General features: G+C 70.7%; 17 protein-coding genes. 4 read left to right on the top strand and 13 right to left on the bottom strand.

Features of this window, described 5'->3' with window-relative positions; all coding sequences use genetic code 11:
- The 3 genes from LQF12_RS10200 to LQF12_RS10210 are packed head-to-tail and all read right to left on the bottom strand — an operon-like array spanning position 1 to position 2,829.
- The gene (locus tag LQF12_RS10200; protein ID WP_231052827.1) at positions 1 to 834 is read right to left on the bottom strand and encodes a carbohydrate ABC transporter permease; all 834 of its coding nucleotides are present in this window, start codon (positions 832 to 834) and stop codon (positions 1 to 3) included.
- 13 nt (positions 835 to 847) lie between these two features.
- On the bottom strand, positions 848 to 1,795 hold the full coding sequence (locus tag LQF12_RS10205) for a carbohydrate ABC transporter permease (protein ID WP_231052828.1): 948 nt from the start codon (positions 1,793 to 1,795) through the stop codon (positions 848 to 850).
- Complete coding sequence (locus tag LQF12_RS10210; RefSeq protein ID WP_231052829.1) at positions 1,792 to 2,829, bottom strand: LacI family DNA-binding transcriptional regulator; 1,038 nt, start codon at positions 2,827 to 2,829, stop codon at positions 1,792 to 1,794. Before LQF12_RS10210 ends, LQF12_RS10205 begins: the two co-directional genes overlap by 4 nt.
- A gap of 435 nt (positions 2,830 to 3,264) precedes the next feature.
- On the opposite strand from LQF12_RS10210, the gene LQF12_RS10215 reads away from it, so the two are divergent.
- Complete coding sequence (locus LQF12_RS10215) at positions 3,265 to 4,101, top strand: carbohydrate deacetylase (RefSeq protein WP_231052830.1); 837 nt, start codon at positions 3,265 to 3,267, stop codon at positions 4,099 to 4,101.
- A gap of 44 nt (positions 4,102 to 4,145) precedes the next feature.
- On the opposite strand, the gene LQF12_RS10220 is transcribed toward LQF12_RS10215, so the two are convergent.
- The 9 genes from LQF12_RS10220 to LQF12_RS10260 all read right to left on the bottom strand — a co-directional run bounded on the left by LQF12_RS10220 (position 4,146) and on the right by LQF12_RS10260 (position 15,066).
- Positions 4,146 to 4,643: a hypothetical protein gene (locus LQF12_RS10220; RefSeq protein ID WP_231052831.1), complete on the bottom strand. Its 498-nt coding sequence runs from the start codon at positions 4,641 to 4,643 to the stop codon at positions 4,146 to 4,148.
- A gap of 37 nt (positions 4,644 to 4,680) precedes the next feature.
- Positions 4,681 to 5,829, bottom strand: coding sequence for a glycerate kinase (locus LQF12_RS10225; RefSeq protein WP_231052832.1), 1,149 nt, complete (start codon positions 5,827 to 5,829; stop codon positions 4,681 to 4,683).
- Positions 5,819 to 6,775 carry a D-2-hydroxyacid dehydrogenase gene (locus LQF12_RS10230; protein WP_231052833.1) on the bottom strand — a complete coding sequence of 319 codons (957 nt, stop codon included), beginning with the start codon at positions 6,773 to 6,775 and terminating at the stop codon, positions 5,819 to 5,821. Before LQF12_RS10230 ends, LQF12_RS10225 begins: the two co-directional genes overlap by 11 nt.
- Positions 6,772 to 7,686 carry a carbohydrate ABC transporter permease gene (locus LQF12_RS10235; protein WP_231052834.1) on the bottom strand — a complete coding sequence of 305 codons (915 nt, stop codon included), beginning with the start codon at positions 7,684 to 7,686 and terminating at the stop codon, positions 6,772 to 6,774. The genes LQF12_RS10230 and LQF12_RS10235 overlap by 4 nt, the downstream gene beginning before the upstream one ends.
- Position 7,687: 1 nt before the next feature.
- Positions 7,688 to 8,620: a carbohydrate ABC transporter permease gene (locus tag LQF12_RS10240; protein ID WP_231052835.1), complete on the bottom strand. Its 933-nt coding sequence runs from the start codon at positions 8,618 to 8,620 to the stop codon at positions 7,688 to 7,690.
- A 4-nt stretch (positions 8,621 to 8,624) separates the two neighbouring features.
- Complete coding sequence (locus LQF12_RS10245; RefSeq protein WP_231052836.1) at positions 8,625 to 9,902, bottom strand: ABC transporter substrate-binding protein; 1,278 nt, start codon at positions 9,900 to 9,902, stop codon at positions 8,625 to 8,627.
- Positions 9,903 to 10,028: 126 nt separating this feature from the next.
- Positions 10,029 to 12,011, bottom strand: a complete 1,983-nt coding sequence (locus LQF12_RS10250; protein WP_231052837.1) for a hypothetical protein — start codon at positions 12,009 to 12,011, stop codon at positions 10,029 to 10,031.
- Positions 12,008 to 12,877: an NAD(P)-dependent oxidoreductase gene (locus tag LQF12_RS10255; RefSeq protein ID WP_231052838.1), complete on the bottom strand. Its 870-nt coding sequence runs from the start codon at positions 12,875 to 12,877 to the stop codon at positions 12,008 to 12,010. Before LQF12_RS10255 ends, LQF12_RS10250 begins: the two co-directional genes overlap by 4 nt.
- A 68-nt stretch (positions 12,878 to 12,945) precedes the next feature.
- Positions 12,946 to 15,066, bottom strand: coding sequence for a family 10 glycosylhydrolase (locus tag LQF12_RS10260; RefSeq protein ID WP_231052839.1), 2,121 nt, complete (start codon positions 15,064 to 15,066; stop codon positions 12,946 to 12,948).
- A 71-nt stretch (positions 15,067 to 15,137) separates the two neighbouring features.
- Here LQF12_RS10260 and LQF12_RS10265 point away from each other — a divergent pair, with 71 nt between their 5' ends.
- The 3 genes from LQF12_RS10265 to LQF12_RS10275 all read left to right on the top strand — a co-directional run bounded on the left by LQF12_RS10265 (position 15,138) and on the right by LQF12_RS10275 (position 17,614).
- Positions 15,138 to 15,947, top strand: a complete 810-nt coding sequence (locus LQF12_RS10265) for a hydroxypyruvate isomerase family protein (RefSeq protein WP_231052840.1) — start codon at positions 15,138 to 15,140, stop codon at positions 15,945 to 15,947.
- 115 nt (positions 15,948 to 16,062) lie between these two features.
- Positions 16,063 to 16,734: a GntR family transcriptional regulator gene (locus LQF12_RS10270; protein ID WP_231052841.1), complete on the top strand. Its 672-nt coding sequence runs from the start codon at positions 16,063 to 16,065 to the stop codon at positions 16,732 to 16,734.
- A gap of 121 nt (positions 16,735 to 16,855) precedes the next feature.
- The gene (locus tag LQF12_RS10275) at positions 16,856 to 17,614 is read left to right on the top strand and encodes a SurA N-terminal domain-containing protein (protein ID WP_231052842.1); all 759 of its coding nucleotides are present in this window, start codon (positions 16,856 to 16,858) and stop codon (positions 17,612 to 17,614) included.
- Positions 17,615 to 17,711: 97 nt separating this feature from the next.
- Here the strand turns inward: LQF12_RS10275 and LQF12_RS10280 are convergent, their stop codons facing one another.
- Positions 17,712 to 18,470, bottom strand: a complete 759-nt coding sequence (locus LQF12_RS10280) for an SDR family NAD(P)-dependent oxidoreductase (protein ID WP_231052843.1) — start codon at positions 18,468 to 18,470, stop codon at positions 17,712 to 17,714.
- Between the last annotated feature and the right edge of the window lie 18 nt (positions 18,471 to 18,488).

Raw genomic sequence — 18,488 nt, forward strand, 5'->3', positions numbered from 1 at the left:
TCAGCCCTTGACGGCACCGGCGAGCATGCCGCCGGTGAGCCTCTTCTGCAGGAAGGAGAAGATGATCAGGGAGGGGATGGTGGCGAGCACGGCGCCGGCGGCGAGCGGACCCAGCTGGGTCTGCCCCTCGGCACCGAGGAAGGCGCGCAGCGTGATCGGGAGCGTGAACAGCTCCGGACTCTGCAGCAGCACCAGCGCGAGGAAGAACTCGTTCCACGCGGAGACGAAGGTGAACATCGCGGTGGCCATCAGGCCCGGCCGCAGCAACGGGAAGACGATGTGGACCAGCACCCGGAACCGGCTCGCGCCGTCCATCGCGCCGGCGTCCTCGAGCTCGCGCGGCACCGCGGCCACGTACCCCTGCATCATCCACAGCGTGAACGGCAGGGTGAAGGTGACGTAGACGAGGATCAGGCCGAGCAGGGTGTCGTTGAGGAACAGGGTCCGCAGCACCAGGAACAGCGGGATGATGATGAGGATCTGCGGGAACACCTGGGTGGACAGGATCCACACGGTGCCGGCGGCGCGTGCCTTCCCGCGCAGGCGGGCCAGCACGTAGGCCATCGGCAGGGTGATGATCACCGCGATGACCATCGTGGACACCGCCACCAGCAGTGAGTTGCCGGCCGAGCTGAGCAGGTTCTGCCGCTCCAGGGCGGTGGTGAAGTTGGTGAACACCCACTCGTTCGGGATGAGGTTGGCGGAGAGGGAGTTCAGCTCGGCGGAGGACTTGAACGAGGCCGAGATGATCCACAGCACCGGGAAGCCCAGGAAGAGCAGGAACCCGGCGAGCAGCACGTACTGCACGATGGTGACGCCGGTGGGCGTCTTCATGTTCGTGTTCATGTCACCGCCCGATCTTGTTCTGACGGAACTGGTTGACGATGTAGACGCTGAGGATCAGCAGGATCGCCAGCACGAGCACGTCCCCCATGGCCGAGGCGTAGCCGATCTCGCGGTTGCGGAACGCCTCCAGGTAGGTGAACAGCGGCGGGATCAGGGTGCGCCCGCCGGGCCCGCCCTCGGTGAGGACGTAGACGATGCCGAAGTCGTTGAAGTTCCAGATGAAGTCGATGCTGGTGATCGCGATGAGCACCGGCGCCAGGCTCGGCAGGGTGATGTGGAAGAACCTGCGGGGCCCGTTGGCCCCGTCCATCGCGGCCGCCTCGTGCAACTCGCCCGGGATGGACTGCATGCCGGCCAGCAGCAGCACCGTGGTCTGCGGCATCCCGGACCAGATCCCGACGACGATCACCGCCGGCAGCGCGGTGGAGAAGTCGCCGAGCCAGTTGACCCGGTCGATCCCGAACCATCCGAGCGCCGCGTTCAGCGGCCCGGAGTTGACGTCGTAGATCATCCGCCACAGGATCCCGGTGACCACCGGCGGCATCGCCCACGGGATGAGCACGATGATGCGGGTGAGGTTCTTGAAGCGCAGGTTGGAGTTGAGCAGCGTGGCCAGGGCGAGGGAGGACACGCCGGTCAGGGCCGCCACGGACCCGGCCCAGATGAGCCCGATGCCGAAGGAGTCCCAGAACTGCTGGTCACCGGCGAGCTCGATGAAGTTCTCCAGCCCGGTGAACTCGATCTCGGCGTTGCGGGCCAGGGTGGCGTTGGTGAAGCCGAGGTAGACCCCGGCCAGCAGCGGGATCACCGAGAACACCAGGATCGGCAGCAGCGCCGGGATCACCAGTGCGATGGCTTCGCGGCGTTCGGCCCGCTGGCGCGGTCCGGTGGTCCTGCGTCGTCCGGGGGCGCCCGACGGCGGAGTCAGGGCCGGCGCGGGTGCGGTCACCGTGCCCTCCCCTCGCCTCGGGCGGGCCGGCGGGCGGAGGCAGGCTGCGCCGTCGTGGATCCGCGCACCTGCAGCGAGGGCGGTACGCGCACCGCGCGGGGGGCGAGCTCGGGGTCCTCCATCCGGGCCAGCAGGAGCTGGGCGGCCTTGCGGCCACGGCGGGCGGAGCCGAGGTCCACGCTGGTCAGGCCGGGGTTGCTGACCTCGGTGAGGGAGGTGTTGTCGATGCCGACCACGGCCAGGTCGCCGGGGACGGTGAGGCCGCGCTCGGCGGCGGCGTGCATGATGCCGATGCCGACGAGGTCGTTGACGGCGATCACGGCGTCCCACTGCTGGTCGGCCAGCATGGCGGTGGCGGCGGTGTAACCGGCGTCGATAGTGAAGTCCTCGGCAGAATATTCGGCACTGACGAGGTCCTCTCGGTCGGCCACGGCCCCCAGGAACCCGGCATGGCGGAACTTTCCCGGGGTGGTGTCGGCGGGGCCGTTGAGGAAGGCGATGCGGCGGGCGCCGCCCTCGACCAGGTGCTCCACGGCGAGGGCCACTCCCCCTTCGGAGTCGGCCATCACGGTGTCCACGCCGGCGCCGTCGGGCAGGCGGCCGATGACCACGGCCGGCACGGTGGAGGCCTCGAGGGCGGTCACCAGGGCGTCGGTCACGCGCAGCGGGGAGAGGATGAGGCCGTCGACGTAACCGCGGTTGAGGTCGCGGACCAGGTCGAGGGTGGCGTCGGCGTCGCCGGTGCGCGAGACCACCAGGCGGTAGTCCTGATCAGCGACCACGGACTCGATCTCGCGCATCATCTCCACGTAGACCGGGTTGCCGATGTCGGCCACGGCGAAGGCGAGCTGGCCGGTGCGGCGGGTGCGCAGGCTGCGGGCGGCGGTGTCGGGGATGTAGCCGAGCTCGGTGGCCGCGGCGCGGACCTTCTCGACCGTGGCGGCGCTGGCCACCTGGCCGTTGAGGGCGCGCGAGGTGGAGGCGAGCGAGACGCCCGCCCGCTTGGCCACATCGGCGATGGTGACTCGACCCATCTGGTGCCTCCGGCTTCATCCACGACATTGGAAACGATTCCATTGGCAACGATTCCAGGACGGTAGCACGGAGATTTGGGAGTGGGCAAGGCGGGCGGGGGTGGCACTCCCGGGTCGCGTTCGCGGGCTGCGTGACCGGAGAGACACGGATCCGTCGGTCTGCGGCAACAGAACGCGGCAGAGCTGCGCATCCGTGTCTCGCCGGTCAGCCACTCCTGCTGCCGGTGCCCGCGACAGCGTCACCCACGGCGTCCCCCACGGCGTCCCTCGCGACGCACCACCCACTACGACCGAGGTTCCAGGCACGGACCGGCCCCGCAACCCACCTCGGCGCCCGGAACTTGGGTCGGCGGGCGCCTGGCCCCTCTGAGCACGCGGCCCATGCCGCAGCCCGCGTATCCTGGGGAGGTAGTGTCCCGTACCCGAAAGGACCGGATGGATCGCAGACTCGTGATCACCGCGGACGACCTCGGCGTCGATCCGGACACGAACGCGACCATCGTCGAGCTCCTGCGCGAGAAGCTGGTCTCGGCCACCACGCTCATCCCGGTGGCCTCCGCGGCTGAGGACGCTGTCCGCCGCCTGAGCGCGGCAGGCCTGACCCAACCACGACTGCACGTGACGTTCTCCTCCGCGCGCGGGTTGCCGGCCTGGCGCCCGCTCGCGCCGGACGTCGCCACCCTCACCGACGACCGCGGGATGTTCGCCCTCGATCCGGCCCACGCCGAGCGGCGCGCCACGGCAGCCGATGTCACCCGCGAGCTGCTGGCCCAGCTGGACTGGATGCGCCGGCTCGGGATGCAGCCAGCCGGCCTGGACTCCCACTCCGGCACCCTCTACGGACTGTACGGACGCTCGATGGCCGGCCAAGCCGTCGACTTCTGCGCCGCGCACGGCCTGGACTTCCGGATGCCCCGCCGGCTGAGCCGGACCCTGGGCCTGGCGGTCCGCGGGCTCCGGCGCGCTCACCGCGGCGCCGTGCAGCGGGCCGACGCGCTACGGGTGCGGCTTCCGGAGGTCCTGGTCAGCTCCTGGCTTCCGGGCTCGATGGTGCTCAGCTACGGGCAGCTACGGACCGAGGTGCTGGCTCAGCTGCGACGGCTGCCCGCCGGGACCTCCGAACTGATCACCCACCCCTCCCCTCCTTCCGCCGCGGGCTGGTTGCCCCAAGCGGAAGCGCGCAAGCGGCTCTGGGAGCTGCGCCTGCTCCGAGACGAGACGTTCCACCGGGCGCTGCGGCGCGCCGGGATCGAGATCGTTCCCGCCTGGTAGGGCTGGAGGACCTCACGGGGCGAGGAGAAGAACCCGCGTACCGGTCAGTCCTCGACCACCCAGGTCCCCACGTCGCTCACCGTGACCGACTCGATGCTCTGCCCCTCCGGCACCACGAACACCTGGCAGCCGTACATCAGCACCGGGTCCACGGCCGCGGTGCCCTGCTCGAGGCAGGGGATCTCGGCCGCCGCGGATCCACCGGGGCCGGCGCCCTGCAGCTCGGTGCTCCCGGTGTCGGCCACCCAGGCGGAATTGGACAGGTCGCTGATCGCATCCCAGGAGAAGTCCTCCCGCGAGCCCTCGGTCAGGTCGATCCGGTAGCCCACCAGCCAGGGCACACCATTGAGCTCGGTGCCGAGAATCCCCGTCAGTCCGCTCTCCTCGACGCTCGACTCAACCACCGACAACACGGCCAGCTCGGCCGCGAGCGGCTCCTCGGCCTCCAGTGGTACGGCGGTACCGAGCTCCAGCGGTTCGCCACCACCCGAGCAGGAGGTCAGCGCGAGCGCCAGGCCCACGGCCGCAGTGACGGTGGGCACGCATCGGGATCGAGCGGAGGTGGCCACACCATGCACTCTAGCGACAGCGCAGCAGCAGGAGGCGAGCCGCCTCGCTCACCCAGTGCGCGGCGCCCGCTCCCTGGGCCAGCTCGCTGCTCCCTGCGGCCTCGGTGGCTGAGGCCGCCGCCTCGATCCCCGCCTCGGACAGCGCCTGGCGATCCACCCCTACCCGCCCCGCCACGGCCAGCACCGGTACACCCACCGCCCGCGCGCGGCCCGCGACGGCGACCGGGGCCTTGCCCTGCAGCGACTGCTCGTCCAGGCTTCCCTCCCCCACGATCACCAGATCCGCCCAGCGCAGCTGGTCGGCCAGGTCGGTCAGCCGCGCGACCACCTCCAGCCCCGCCTCGAACCGGGCCCCGACGGCAGCGTGCAGCCCCGCGGCCGTCCCACCCGCGGCACCGCCCCAGTCGAGTGCGGCCGGGTCGCGGCCGGTGGCCTCGTGCAGGCGCCGCGCCCAGACGCTCAGCGCCCGCTCCAGCAGGTCCACCTCGGCGGGCCCGGCTCCCTTCTGCGGGCCGAAGACGGCGGCCGCCCCAGAAGCACCGAGCAGCGGGCTGCGCACATCAGCGGCCAGGGTCAGCGTGACCTGGGCCAGTCGAGCATCCAACCCCGCCAGATCCACCGTGGCCAGGTCCGTCAGCCCGCCGCCGCCATCGGGGATCGATACCCCCTCCGCATCGGTCAACCGCGCACCGAGTGCCGCGAGCAGCCCGGCGCCGCCGTCGGTGCAGGCCGACCCGCCCAACCCGAGCACGATCGAGTCCGCGCCGGCGTCGAGCGCAGCGAGGATCAGCTCACCGGTGCCGCGGCTCGTCGCCGCCAGCGCCGACGCCGGCCCGGGGTCCACTAGCTGCAGCCCGCTGGCGGCCGCGAGCTCGATCACGGCCGTACGCCCCGCCAGCGCCCAGCGAGCAGAGACCGGGTCCCCGAGCGGTCCGGTGGCGGTGGCCATGCGCGGCTCACCCCCCGCGCTCAGCGCGGCCTCCACAGTGCCCTCCCCGCCGTCGGCGACCACGAGCTCGCGCACCTGCGCCTGCGGGAGGGCGGCGCGGACGCCGTCGGCGATGGCCCGGGCCGCCTGCGGCCCGGTCAGGGTGCCCTTGAACTTGTCCGGGGCCACCAGCACGCGCAGACCATCGGAGCGCGCGCGGTCAGTACCCACGCGCCCGGTCCACCACGTTGCGCAGTTCCTCCCCGCGCACCCAGCGCGCGACGTTGTCGAGCATGATCTCGGTGCCACGGTCCGCCGTCGCGCGGGTGGTGGCGCCGTTGTGCGGGGTGACGATGACGTTCTCCAGGTCCCACAGCGGGCTCGAGGCCGGCAGTGGTTCGGTGGCGTGGGCATCCAGGCCCGCCCCGGCGATCGCGCCGGTGCGCAACGCCTCGATCAGCGGCGCCTCGCTGACGATCCCACCGCGAGAGATCACGATCAGGAACGCCGTCGGCTTCATCAGCGCCAGCTCGGCGGCGCCGATCAAGTCCTGGGTCTGCGGCGTCCACGGCGCGGTCACCACCACGTGATCGCTGGTGGCGAGCAGCTGCTCGAGCCCGCCGCGGCCGGTCCGCACCTCCACACCGCCCGGCCCCTCGTCCCGGCCGCTCGCGCGCCGCAGCGCCTGCACGTTCATGTGGCACGCCTGCGCCTTGGCGGCGAGGTCCTGACCGCTGTTGCCGTAGCCGATGATGCCGAGGGTCGATCCGGCGAGCTCTCCGTGGGTGAAGCGGTCCCACACGTGGCGCTGCTGGGCGGCGAACCACCGCGGCGCCTCCCGGCTGAGCATGAGCATCAGCATCAGCGCGTGCTCAGCGAGCGGGATCGCCCCGTTCCCGACGGCGGAGGTCAGCACCACGCCGTCCGGCAGTTTCCCCGGGGCCAGCCAGCCGTCCACGCCCGCGGCGCCGCTGTGTACCCAGGCCAGCGCCGTCAGGGCGGAGAGGTCGTCACGGGGTGAGGCGCGGAGCACGGCGCCCACCTCGCCGGGCTCCACCCCGGCAGCCAGCACGGCCTCCCGGTCGAAGCCCCGCACCGGATGCACGGGCCGCTCGCCGGCGGCCTCGCGCACCCGGTCCACGTCCAGCCCGGCCTTGACCAGCAGCGCCCGGCTCACTTCAGGCCCGTGGTCGCGATCCCGCGGATCAGGTACTTCTGGGCGAAGGCGAAGAAGCACAGGATCGGCACCAGTGAGAGCAAGGACATCGCCATCAACGTGCCCACACCCTGGTTGGACTGGGAGTCCACCAGTGCGTTCAGCGCGATCGGCACCGTGTGCACCGAGGTGTCGGTGAGGTAGATCAGCTGGCCGAAGAAGTCGTTCCAGGTCCAGATGAAGGTGAAGATCGTCGTGGTGATCAGGGCGGGCTTCATCAGCGGCAGGATGATGTACCAGAAGGTGCGGAATGGCCCGGCGCCGTCCACGAACGCGGCCTGGTCGAGCTCGCGCGGGATGCCGCGGATGAACTGCACCATCAGGAAGATGAAGAACGCATCGGTGGCCAGGAACTTGGGCAGCACCAGCGGGATGAAGGTGTTCACCAGGTCCAGCTCGGAGAAGATGATGTACTGCGGGATCATCGTGGCGTGCATCGGCAGCATCACCGAGGCCAGCACGATCCCGAAGTAGACCTTGCGCGCCCGGAAGTTCAGCCTCGCCAGCGCGTAGGCGGTCAGCGAGCACGAGACCAGGTTGCCGATGATGGCGCCGGCGGCCACCACGAACGAGTTGCCGAAGAACACCACGAACGAGAGGTTCCCGACGTACCAGCCGTTGCGGAAGTTCTCCAGCGTGAGCTCGGTGGGGATCAGGCTCGGGTCGGTCAGCACGAGGTACCCGGGCTTGAAGGCACTGACCGCCATCCAGGCCAGCGGGTAGAGCATGAACAGGCCGAACAGGATGAGCCCGCCGTGCCGCAGGATGCTGTTACGCCGCCGGACCCGGCGCACGGACGGCAGCACCGTCCGCTCCGGCGTATCGCCCGGCGTGCTCGAGGATCGGCGGGAGTCGAGTGTGGGAGCAGTCATGTCAGTCTCCGTAGAAGACCCAGCGCTTCGAGAGGGTGAAGTGCACGGCCGTGATGATCGCGATGACCACCATCAGCACCCACGCCAGGGCGGCGGCATATCCCATGTCGAAGTTCACGAAGGCCTGCTGGTAGATGTAGAGCGTGTAGAAGAGCGTGGAATCGACGGGACCGCCGGTGCCACCACTGATCACGTGCGCCTGCGTGAACGCCTGGAACGACCCGATCGTCTGCAGGATGAGGTTGAAGAAGATGATCGGCGTCAGCAGCGGGATCGTGATGCTAGCGAACTGACGCAGGATCGAGGCGCCGTCCACGCGGGAGGCCTCGTACAGCTCCTCCGGGATCTGACGCAGCCCGGCCAGGAAGATCACCATCGGGGAGCCGAAGGTCCACGCGTTCAGCACGATCAAGGTGCCGAGCGCCGTATCCGGGTTCTGCAGCCAGTTCTGCCCCTCGATCCCGATCAGGGCCAGCGCCTGGTTGACGAGGCCGTCGAAGCCGAAGATCTGCTTCCACAGCACCGCCACCGCCACGCTGGTTCCCAGCAGGGACGGCAGGTAGTAGGCGCTGCGATAGATCGCCAGCCCGCGCAGGCCCTTGTCCAGGATCAGCGCGAGCGCCAGGGCGAACGCGAGCTGGAGCGGTACCGAGACCAGCACGTAGGTCAGCGTGACCCAGGACGCGCTCCAGAACCGGTCATCGCCGATGAGCCGCTCGAAGTTCTCCGTGCCCACCCAGGTGGGGCTGGAGAGGATGTTGTAGTCGGTGAAGGCCAGGTACAGCGAGGCGAGCATCGGCAGCGCGGTCACCGCCACCAGCCCGATCAGCCACGGCGCCATGAACAGGTGCGCGGCACCGTCCTGCCGGGTCAGCCTGCCCGCCTTCGGCCGCCGGGTGCCCGGCGGCCGCGCGGGGGTGAGAGTGTCTGCCATCGGCTCAGTCCGCCGCTCGCTCGATGCCGCGGTTGATCTCGGCGATCAGGTCGGCCGCACCCTCGGAGACGCTGGCGTCACCCAGCGTGACCCGCTCGAGCATGCGCGTCATCTCGGTGCGCCAGGTGTTGGTGCCCGGAGGCGCCTCGTAGCGCGGGGTGCGCTCGATCTCGCGGTCCTCGGTGACCACATCGAGCATCTGCAGCTCGTAGTCGCTGGCGAACTCGCGGACCTCCTCGGCCACGCGGGGGTTGACCGGGGCGCCCATCGTCAGGCCGACGTGCTCGTGGATCTGCGAGTTCGAGGTGCAGAACGTGACGACCTCGCCGGCGAGCTCGGCCTGCTCGTCGCTGACGCCTTGGTAGATCGCCATCCGCGGGAAGTACAGGAACTGGTGCCCGGCCGGGGCATCGGCCGCCTCGGGCATGTGGTGGAGCATGAACTCCTGCTCCGGGAAGGTGGTGGCGTCGTCGACGATGTGGTTGGAGTTGCCCGTCCACATCAGCGTGCGGTCACCCACGTCCTCCCAGCTGGGCTCGACGCCGTCCTGCTCGCCGAGCTCGGGGGTCACGCCGTCCGCGCGCAGCTGCTCCCACCAGTCGACCCAGCTCGCCAGGCCGTCCTCACTGAAGCCGACCTGCCCGTCCTCGGTCCACAGCTGTTCGCCGTGCTGGCGCAGCCAGGCCTCGAAGGTGAGGTCGTGGGAGGCGTTGTAGGGCAGGGCGAACCGGCCCTCGGCGCTGTTGGCGGTGTAGTCGCGGGCGAACTCGGCCAGCTCGTCCCAGGTCCAGCTGTCCGGGATGGTGACGCCGTCCTCCTCGGCCAGGGTGAGGTTGCTGCGCAGCACCGGCACGAAGATCCCGTGCGGCATCGTGTTCAGCTCGCCGGCGAGCTCGAAGTCACGCAGGTCCTGCTCACTGAAGTCAGACAGGTCGAGGCTGGAGATGCCGCTGAGCGGGCGATACAGGTCGTTGGCGTAGTAGCTCATCACCGAGGCCGAGGGGATCCAGAAGATGTCCGCGACGTTCCCGGCGGCCATCTGCGTGGTCATCCGCTCCTGGAAGGCGTTGTACTCGGCGAACTCGGTCTCCAGCGTGACGTCCGGGTTCTCCGACATCATCTGGTCGAACGCCGACTGGTAGTTCTGCAGCCGCACGTTGTTGCCCCAGAAGGCGTACCGCACGGAGCCGGTGCCGTCATCGCCGCCACCTCCCCCGCTGCTACCGCCGACACCGCTGCAGCCGGCCAGGGCGCCGCCGCCGGCCAGGCCTGCGGCTGCCATCAGAAGAGTGCGTCGATTGAGGTCTCGCATCGTGGTGCTCCCGTCGTTGGAAGAGAAGGTGGGCTTCATCGGCCGTCATCACTCTGGCAACTGCCAGATTGTATGTCAATAGTACACGTCTAGTTGTTATGCGCCTGTGAGGTGCAGGACGTCGAACGTCCCGATCTGCGGGGTGGAGATCACCACCTCCTCGCCCTCTCGGGTCCATTCCAGATCCACCCCGGCCACCAGGGCGCGCGCCGCGACCGGGTCGCGCTCGAGCTGCAGGCGCACCGTGCCCGCCGCGATCGGCAGCGGCTCGACGAACCGCTGCGGGGCGTCCCCGGAGCGGTTCAGCAGGTGGATCACCGTGCCGCCGGAGCTGCGCCCGGGCACGATCTGCACCTGCTCGGGCAGATCGGTCCCGATCGCCGCGAGGTTCCCGGCGCGGGTCAGTTCCAGCACGGTGGCCACCCAGGCGTCGCGCACCCGGCTCAGCCCCACCTCGCGGTAGACCAGGCCGGGCCGCCACGGCAGCACCAGCAGTCGCCCGGCGCCTACCTCGGCGCTGACCCAGCCGGGGTGGCCGGTGCGCTCGTGCCCGTAGCACTTCTCCGGCGGGCCGTACAGCGCCCGCCCCCAGGCGTGCCAGCCCGAGCGGGCCTGCGGCCCCGGCGCGAGCACCGCGAACCCCCCGACGACGGGGGTGAGGTCTCCCTCCCGCTGCCCGAGCGGCAGGTGCAGCGAGCGCACCGACTCCTCGGTGGCGAAGACCGCCTTCTGCGTGGCGACGTCATCGCCGAGCTGGAGCGCACCCTCGGACCAGCCCGAGTCCCCCGTCAGGGTCACGGTGCCACCGGCAGCCAGCACGCCCTCCAGGGCGGTGACCTCCTCGGGGAGGAGCGCTCCGCCGTCGGGAACCACCACGAGGTCGTAGCGATCGGGGGCCAGACCCGCCAGGCGGTCCTGGCGCACCACGTCGAAGGGCACGTGGCGTTCGACCAGGCTGAGGTAGCACCCCTGGAACTCCGAGGTGCGGCGCGCGGCTTCGTCGGTGGCGCGGGTGCGCACCAGCGCCACCCGGGCAGTGGAGGCCAGGCCGGCGTAGACCTCGGCGTTCTCGCGGTGGAAGCGGGTGATCTCGCGGGCCGCATCGACGGCCTCGAAAGGGCTGTCCTGCGGCGCGCCCATGATGTAGGTGGAGGGCTGGGCGCCGTGGGCGATGGCCTGCAGCAGGTACTGGCGCAGGTGGCGCGGGTCCTCCCCCGCCCACCGGTAGGGCATGTCGACGAAGGCGACCGCATTGACGAAGACCGGGCGCGCATCGGCTCCCGATCGGGCCGCGCTGACCGACTCGGCCGTGGCGTGGTGCCACAGCGGACGCCCGACGGCGTTGTTCGCCTCGTGGAAGGTGATATCGGCCCGGTCGCCGAGGATCAGGCCGGCCTCGGGGGCCAGGGCGCGCACGTGCGCCCGCATCCTGGCCGTCAGGTCATCGAGCACGCCGGCCGCAAACCGCTGCCAGGTCCGGTACCCGGGTGAGTCGGGTCCACGCGGGTGCTCCACCCCGGGTGCGAACGCGCGGAACCCGGCCAGGCAGGGTTCGCAGTGGCAGACGCCCCAGTAGCGGCGGCTGTAGTCGCGCTCGTTGAAGGACATCCAGTTGAAGAAGAACCCGGCCAGGTCGTAGCGCCCGAGCACCTCGCTGATCACGTCGAAGGACTTGCTCTGGTAGTACTCCCCGCTGGGGCAGACGCTGCGGTAGCCGTTGTAGAGCTGCGGCTCACCGTCGGGACTGACGAAGCACCACTGCGGGTTCGCCTCGGCGCGGCGGGCATCGATCTTGGAGAAGTCCATCCGGCCGAGGACCCGGATACCGCGTGCCCGCGCCGCCGTCATTGCGTCACCGATCAGGTCACCGGAGGCCCGCTCGGCCAGCACCGGATTGACGCTCTGACAGTCCAGTCCGCTCGGGTAGTTGGCGATGATGCCACCGACGCTGAGCAGCCAGGTGTCGGCGCCGTGATCGGCGATGGCATCGAGCGTGGCCTCGACGTCCAGCCCGGCGTCGATCTCGCGCAGGTTGGTCTGGAAGGTGCGGAAGGGGGTGTGCCACCAGGGCTCGCTCACGAGGTGGGCTCCTCGGTGAGCAGGCGGAACAGCGCGGAGTGGTCCAGCTCGGCCCAGTCGCGCGCGATCGCAGCATCCATCTGCGCGGCCACGGCCTCCACGCCAGGCACCGAGGTGCCGTGGTGCTTAGCGGCTGCGAGCGCCAGCCCCAGGTCCTTGCGGTGCAGCCGCATCCGGAAGCCCGGATCGAAGGTGCGCTCGACCATCCGCTTGCCGTGCATCTCCAGGATGCGGGAGGAGGCGAATCCGCCCGAGAGGGCCTCGCGCACGGCGGCGGGGTCGATCCCGGAGGCCTCGGCCACGGCCAGCCCCTCGGCGACGGCCTCGATGGTGAGTCCGACGATGATCTGGTTGACCACCTTGGTGGCCTGGCCGGCGCCGGCCGGGCCGAGGTGGGTGATGGTCTTGCCCATCACCTCCAGCAACGGCATCGCCCGCTCGACGGGCTCCTGCGCGCCGCCGATGAAGATGGTCAGGGCACCGTCGCGGGCACCCACCTCCCCGCCGGAGACGGGCGCGTCGACCCAGGCGCCACCGGCGGCCTCGACCTGCTCGGCCAGGCTGCGCGTGGCGACCGGGGAGATCGAGCTCATGTCGATGACCAGGGCGCCGGGCGCGAGGCCGGCGAGCACGCCGTCGTCGGCGGTGAGCACGTGCTCCACGTCGGGAGTGTCGGGCAGCATCAGGATGACCACCTCGGCCGCCCGGGCGACGTCGGCGGCCGATCCGGCGGCGGTCGCGCCCGAGTCGATGAGCACCTGCGAGCGTTCCTTGACGCGATGCACGGTGAGCGAGTGGCCGGCGTTGATGAGGTTGAGCGCCATCGGCACGCCCATGACTCCGAGTCCGATGAATCCGATTCGCACGGGATCCTCCTTTTGCGCGGACGACGTCCGCACGGTGGTGTCGAGCCCCGGTCGGGGCTTGCGGTCTGTTACCAGGTCAGGTGGACGACTTCGAGGTGGTCGATGGCGGGCAGGCTCACCTCGGCGTGTCCGTCGCGCACGGTCACCGGGACGTCCTCGCCGGCGACGACGAGACGTGCGTGGACGTCTCCGGCCCCCTCGGGCAGGCGCACCCGCACGTGCTGGCCGGTGAGCGGGATCAGCTCGTGCGCCTGGCCGCGCATGGCCATCGGGTTGGTCAGGTTGACCACGCTGACGGCGAGCTCACGCTCGCCCTCCTGCACGGCGATGTCGACCAGGCCGCGCCCGTCGACCTGTACGCGCGGGGTCCCGCCGAGGGCCCAGCGGACGGCGTTGGCGATCAGCCGGCCGTGGTCGGACTGCAGGGCCTCCCAGTAGATCTCACCGACGTTGAAGGCCACATAGGCCGTGCGCCCGCCGGAGGCGTGCTCGCGGGCGATGACGGCGGGCTCCTGTGCCGCCCCGCGAGGGTAGACCTCCTCCATCGGCAGGTCGGGGTAGTCGGGCACGAACCGGAAAGGGACCGTGACGCCGTCGGCGGTGGGGATCTGCTCGACCCCGAGCACCAGCGATCCGGCGACGATCCGCTGGGCACCCTCGTAGCCGGCGGCCAGCGGGTGATCGGCGGTGAGGGCCATGTACTTGTTCTTCAGCGGACCACGCACGTCCTCGCGCAGCCGGACTCCGAACAGCTCCCCCAAGGCGAGTTCCCGCGAGCCGGGCGTGCCGGTCGCGCTGGAGTCGTGGGCGGCCACGACGCTGCCGCCGGCGGCGACGAACTCCTCGATCACGCGCGTGTGCTGCGGCGTGAGCTCGGGGTTCGCCGGCAGCACCAGCACCCGGATGCCGGCCAGGCGGTCGGCGCTGAGCGCCTCGTCGGCCACGTACTCGAACGGGATCCGCGCCTCCACCAGGGCCTGGTAGACGCCGTCCTCGTGGGCCACCCGCCCGGGCGGCGGGGTCCACGGGGTGGGGCCGGCCGGCCCGCGGCTGTCCAGGATGGCCACCTCGGCCGTGTAGCGCAGCCGCCCGATCACGGGCTCACAGCGCTCGTGCAGCCGGTAGGCGTCCACGATCGGCTGCACCCAGCGATCGTCGAAGTTCTCGGCCTTGAACTTGGTGAACCAGGGCAGCGCGCCCTGGGCGAAACCGTCGACCACGAGGGCCTTGGTCTCCTCCGGGTCGGCTACGGAGTCCTTCCAGCGCAGCTCGTGGCTCTCCGGTCCGACCGAGGTGATCAGCGCGACCGGGCGGTCGGGATAGAGCCCACGCGTGCGCTTGCCGATCCGGCCGGGCGTCCAGGCCGGTTCCAGGTCGGAGCGGCCCTGCTTGTCCACGAAGAACATCGGGTAGCGGTCATCGACCAGCTCCGGCACGAGATCGCGGGTCAGGGCGGCACCACGGTTGGGGATGAAGCGCACGTGCGGTTTGATCTCCCGCACCGCGTCGTCCCAGAGCACCACCAGTTCGCTGAGCCGGCGGCTGTGCCAGGCGGCATAGGCCGGCCAGGCCGGGTCATCCAGGTTCGCGACGCGCGGGAGGGCGAAGCCGGTGTCGGCGGTGAAGCGCTGCGCTGTCTCCTCGGTGTGGGAGACCACGCGGGGACCGTCCCAGCGGTTGGCGAAGACGGCGTCGACGTCGTACTCGCGCACGATCTCGCGCGCCACCTCGGTGGTGAAGTCGGTGTGGTAGCTGCTGAACGGGTCGGTCCACCACAGGCCCGGCACGGAGCTGTGCGGGATCGGCCGGCCGTCCTCGTCCCGGGCCAGCCACTCGGGGTGGGCATCGGCGGCGTCCTGGTGGATGGCGTGCGGGTCCACCCTGGCCATCACGTGCATGCCCAGCGAGCGCGCTCCCTCCACCAGGGCTCCGAAGGGATCGGTGTCACCGAGGAAGGCGCTGCGGTGGTGCCACGGGATCCGGGAGGGATAGAAGGCCATGTAGCCGCCGGCGCTCAGGCACAGCGCATTCGAGGCGGACCGGCGCATCACGTCGATCCAGAAGTCCACGTCCAGGGTGGCCGGATCGTCGTCGGTGAAGGTCAGCTGCGTCCACCGGGTGGCACCGCGGTACCACTCCGGGGTCCGCAGACCCATGACCTCGCCGGGTTGTGCGTGCGTGAGCGTCACCGCTGTTCTCCGATCGTCGCTGATTGTCATACATGCTTACATGTCGAGCACAACTATGGCAAGGTGGACCCATGCAGTTCAACGACTACGACGTCAGCGCCAATGTGTCCCTCCTGTTCACCGAGGTCGACTACCTCGACCGCTTCCAGGCCGCGGCCGACGCCGGCTTCCACACCGTGGAGAGCTGGTGGCCGTTCGCCGAACCGCACCCGGGCGAGGACCGCGTGGATGAGGTGGCCGCGCGGATCGCCGACGCCGGCGTGCAGCTGATCGGCCTGAACTTCTACGCCGGCGACATGCCCGGCGGCGAGCGCGGCGTGACCTGCCGGCCCGAGCGCGCCGAGGAGCTCGATCGCTCCACGGACGCGCTCCTGCGCCTGGCCCGCGCCACCGGCGTGCGCAGGTTCAACCTGCTCTACGGACAGCCCGAGGAGGGCAAGGAGCAGGCGCAGCGAGCCCACGCCGTCGGGGCCTATCGACGGGCCGCCGAGGCGGTGGCCGAGATCGACGGCACCATCCTGGTGGAGCCGCTCGCGCGCGGGCTGAACGGCGCCTATCCGCTGTTCGACGACCAGGACGTGGCCGCGCTGATCGAGGAGGTCGGCTCCCCGCGGCTGGCGCTGCTGTTCGACTCCTTCCACCTGGGGATGAACGGCGCCGACGTGGCCGCCGTGGCCAGGCAGCGCGCCGCCGAGATCGGGCACGTCCAGCTCGCCGACTCCCCCGGCCGCGGCGAACCAGGATCCGGCGAGCTGGACTTCACGGCGATCGGATCCGCCCTGCGCGAGGGCGGCTACCGGGGCACGGTGGCGGCCGAGTACAAGCCCACCCGCGCCACCACCGACACCCTGGGCTGGCTGACGCCATCGGCGGGACGGTGATCGCGATGAACTGTCATGATGTCAGTCGATATTGCGGCACCGACATGACGGCATGACAGGCAACAATCCGGGGGCGTCATCGCGATCGTTCCCGGTGCCGGAGGAAGGATGAGGAGTGTCGACGAGTAGCAGCCAGATCAAGCTCGGGCCTGCGTCCCTGACGGAGGCACTCTTCGAGTCCCTACGCGCCCGGATCATCAACGGTGAGATCCCGCCGGGTGAACGGGTCACCGAACAGCGCGTGGCCGATGAGTACGGGGTGGCCCGCCCGACGGCGAAGTCCTGCCTGGAGCGCCTGACCGGTCTCGGTCTGCTGCGCCGGGTGGCCCACAAGTCCGCGGTGGTGCCTCAGCTCTCGGCTGCCGAGATCCAGGACCTGTTCTTCAGTCGCGAGACCTTCGAGGCGGCAGCCGCCTCCCACCTGGCCCGCCTCAGCCACCTGCCCGAGGAGATGGCCAAGGCCCAGGCCGTGATGCAGCAGGCCGCCGCTCGGGAGGACTTCGCCGAGCAGGTGCAGGCCGATATCGCCTTCCACTGGGGGATCGTGGAGGGCCTGAGCAGCGCCCGGCTCTCACGCATGTACGAGATGATCTCCGGCGAGATCCACCTGACCATGGGCCAGTACGCCGCGCACCGGCGCACCACGCCCTCGACCGTGGTCAGCGAGCACGAGGAGATCATGGCCGCGATCCGCGAGGGTGACGAGAACCGGGCCCGGATCGCCCTGGTCGAGCACCTCGCCCACGCGCGTGATCGCGTGCTCGCCCAGGTGGCCGGCAGCGGCTGAGTCCCGCGGGCGCCGGCCTGGCGGGGTGGCCGTCCGCGGGGGGCGAACAGCGCGATCAGGTGCTGTCCAGGTCGAGCGGGTACCGTCGAGGGCTACGGCACCAACCCCGAGGAGTCTCCCCATGCCGCGCAAGTCCACCCTGGCCGCCCTCACCCTGGCTGCGGCCGTGGCACTGACCGGCTGCACGTCCGAGGACGAACCGGACGCCGCTGAGAGCCCCACCGAGGCAGGGACCGAGGCTCCCGCCGACCCCGACGCCGGCGCTGAGGCCCCCGACCCCGAGGACTTCCCCGAGGTCGTGGCCGAGGTCAACGGCGAGGAGATCGATCGCGACGAGTTCTTCTCCAGCTACGAGGGCCAGCTCCAGCAGGCGGCCATGTCCCAGCAGCAGACCGGCCAGCAGGTCGACCAGGCCCAGATCCAGCAGCAGACCCTCGACCAGCTGGTCAACAACGTGCTGCTCACCCAGGCCGCCGACGAGGCCGGGATCGAGGCCACCGAGGACGACGTCACTGCCACGCTGGAGGAGGTCGCCGCTCAGAACGGCCTCGGCTCCGCCCAGGAGGTCATCGACGCCCTGGTGGAGCAGGGCCTGAGCGAGGAGGACATCCGCCAGGACGCCGCCGACCAGTACGCCGTCAACGCCTTCGTCGAGACCGAGGCCGAGGTCAGCGAGCCGAGCGAGGACGAGCTGCGGGCGCAGTACGACACGCTCGTGGAGCAGGCCGAGGCCCAGGGCGCGGGTGAGGACGAGATCCCGCCGTTCGAGGAGGCCCGCGACCAGATCGCCCAGCAGGCCGTGAGCGAGCAGCAGAACGCCGCCATCGGCGAGATCGTCACCGAACTGCGCGAGTCCGGGGACGTCACCACCAACATCTGAGCCGCCTCCCCACCATCGACTTATGCGCACGAATCCCGCTGCGGGCATCCGCAGCGGGATTCGTGCGTGTGCGTAGCGCCGACCCGAGCCGGACTGCTCAGGAGAAGTGCACGCCCCCGTTGAGGTCCAGCGAGGTGCCGGTGGTGAAACCGGAGTCCGCCCGTGCATAGAACTCGGCCGCGGCGGCAACGTCGTCGGGGTAGCCGGCCCGGCCCACCGGGATGGCGGCGATCTGCTGCTGCTGGGCCTCCACCGGGGTGAAGGTCTCGTGGAACGGGGTGTCCAGGATCAGGCCCGGCGCGATCGCGTTCACGGTGATCCCGGACGCGGCCACCTCCTTCGCCAGTGCCCGGGTGAAGCCGTCCAGCGCCGCCTTCGCGGTGGCATAGGCCGAGGCCCCGTTCCCGCCGCCGTTCTTGCCGGCCAGGGAGGTGATCGTCAGGATCCGCCCGCCCTCGCCGAGGTGGCGCAGCGCCGCGCGGCTGGCGTAGAAGACCGAGGTGACGTTCAGCGTCATCACCGCCTCCCAGTGCTCGTCGGGCATCTGCGCCACGGGGTGGCGCGCCACCAGCCCGCCGGCGTTGTTGACGAGCACGTCCAGGCCGCCGAGCCGGCCGGTCAGGTCGTCGATCGCCCGGTCGACCTCGCCGCTGTCTCGGGCATCGAGCCGGGAGCCGATCACCTCGATACCCTCGTCCGCGAGCGCCTCGATCACACCCTCGGCGGGGCGGGAGTGCGTGGTGATGGCGACCTTCGCCCCGGCCTGGGCGAATCGCCGGGTGATTCCCAGGCCGATCCCGATGCCTCCCCCGGTGACGATGACGCGACGTCCGGTCAGAGTCTGCTGCTGGTGCATCTGTTCTCCTTGTGTGGG

Source organism: Ruania suaedae, from assembly GCF_021049265.1.
Lineage (GTDB): Bacteria > Actinomycetota > Actinomycetes > Actinomycetales > Beutenbergiaceae > Ruania > Ruania suaedae.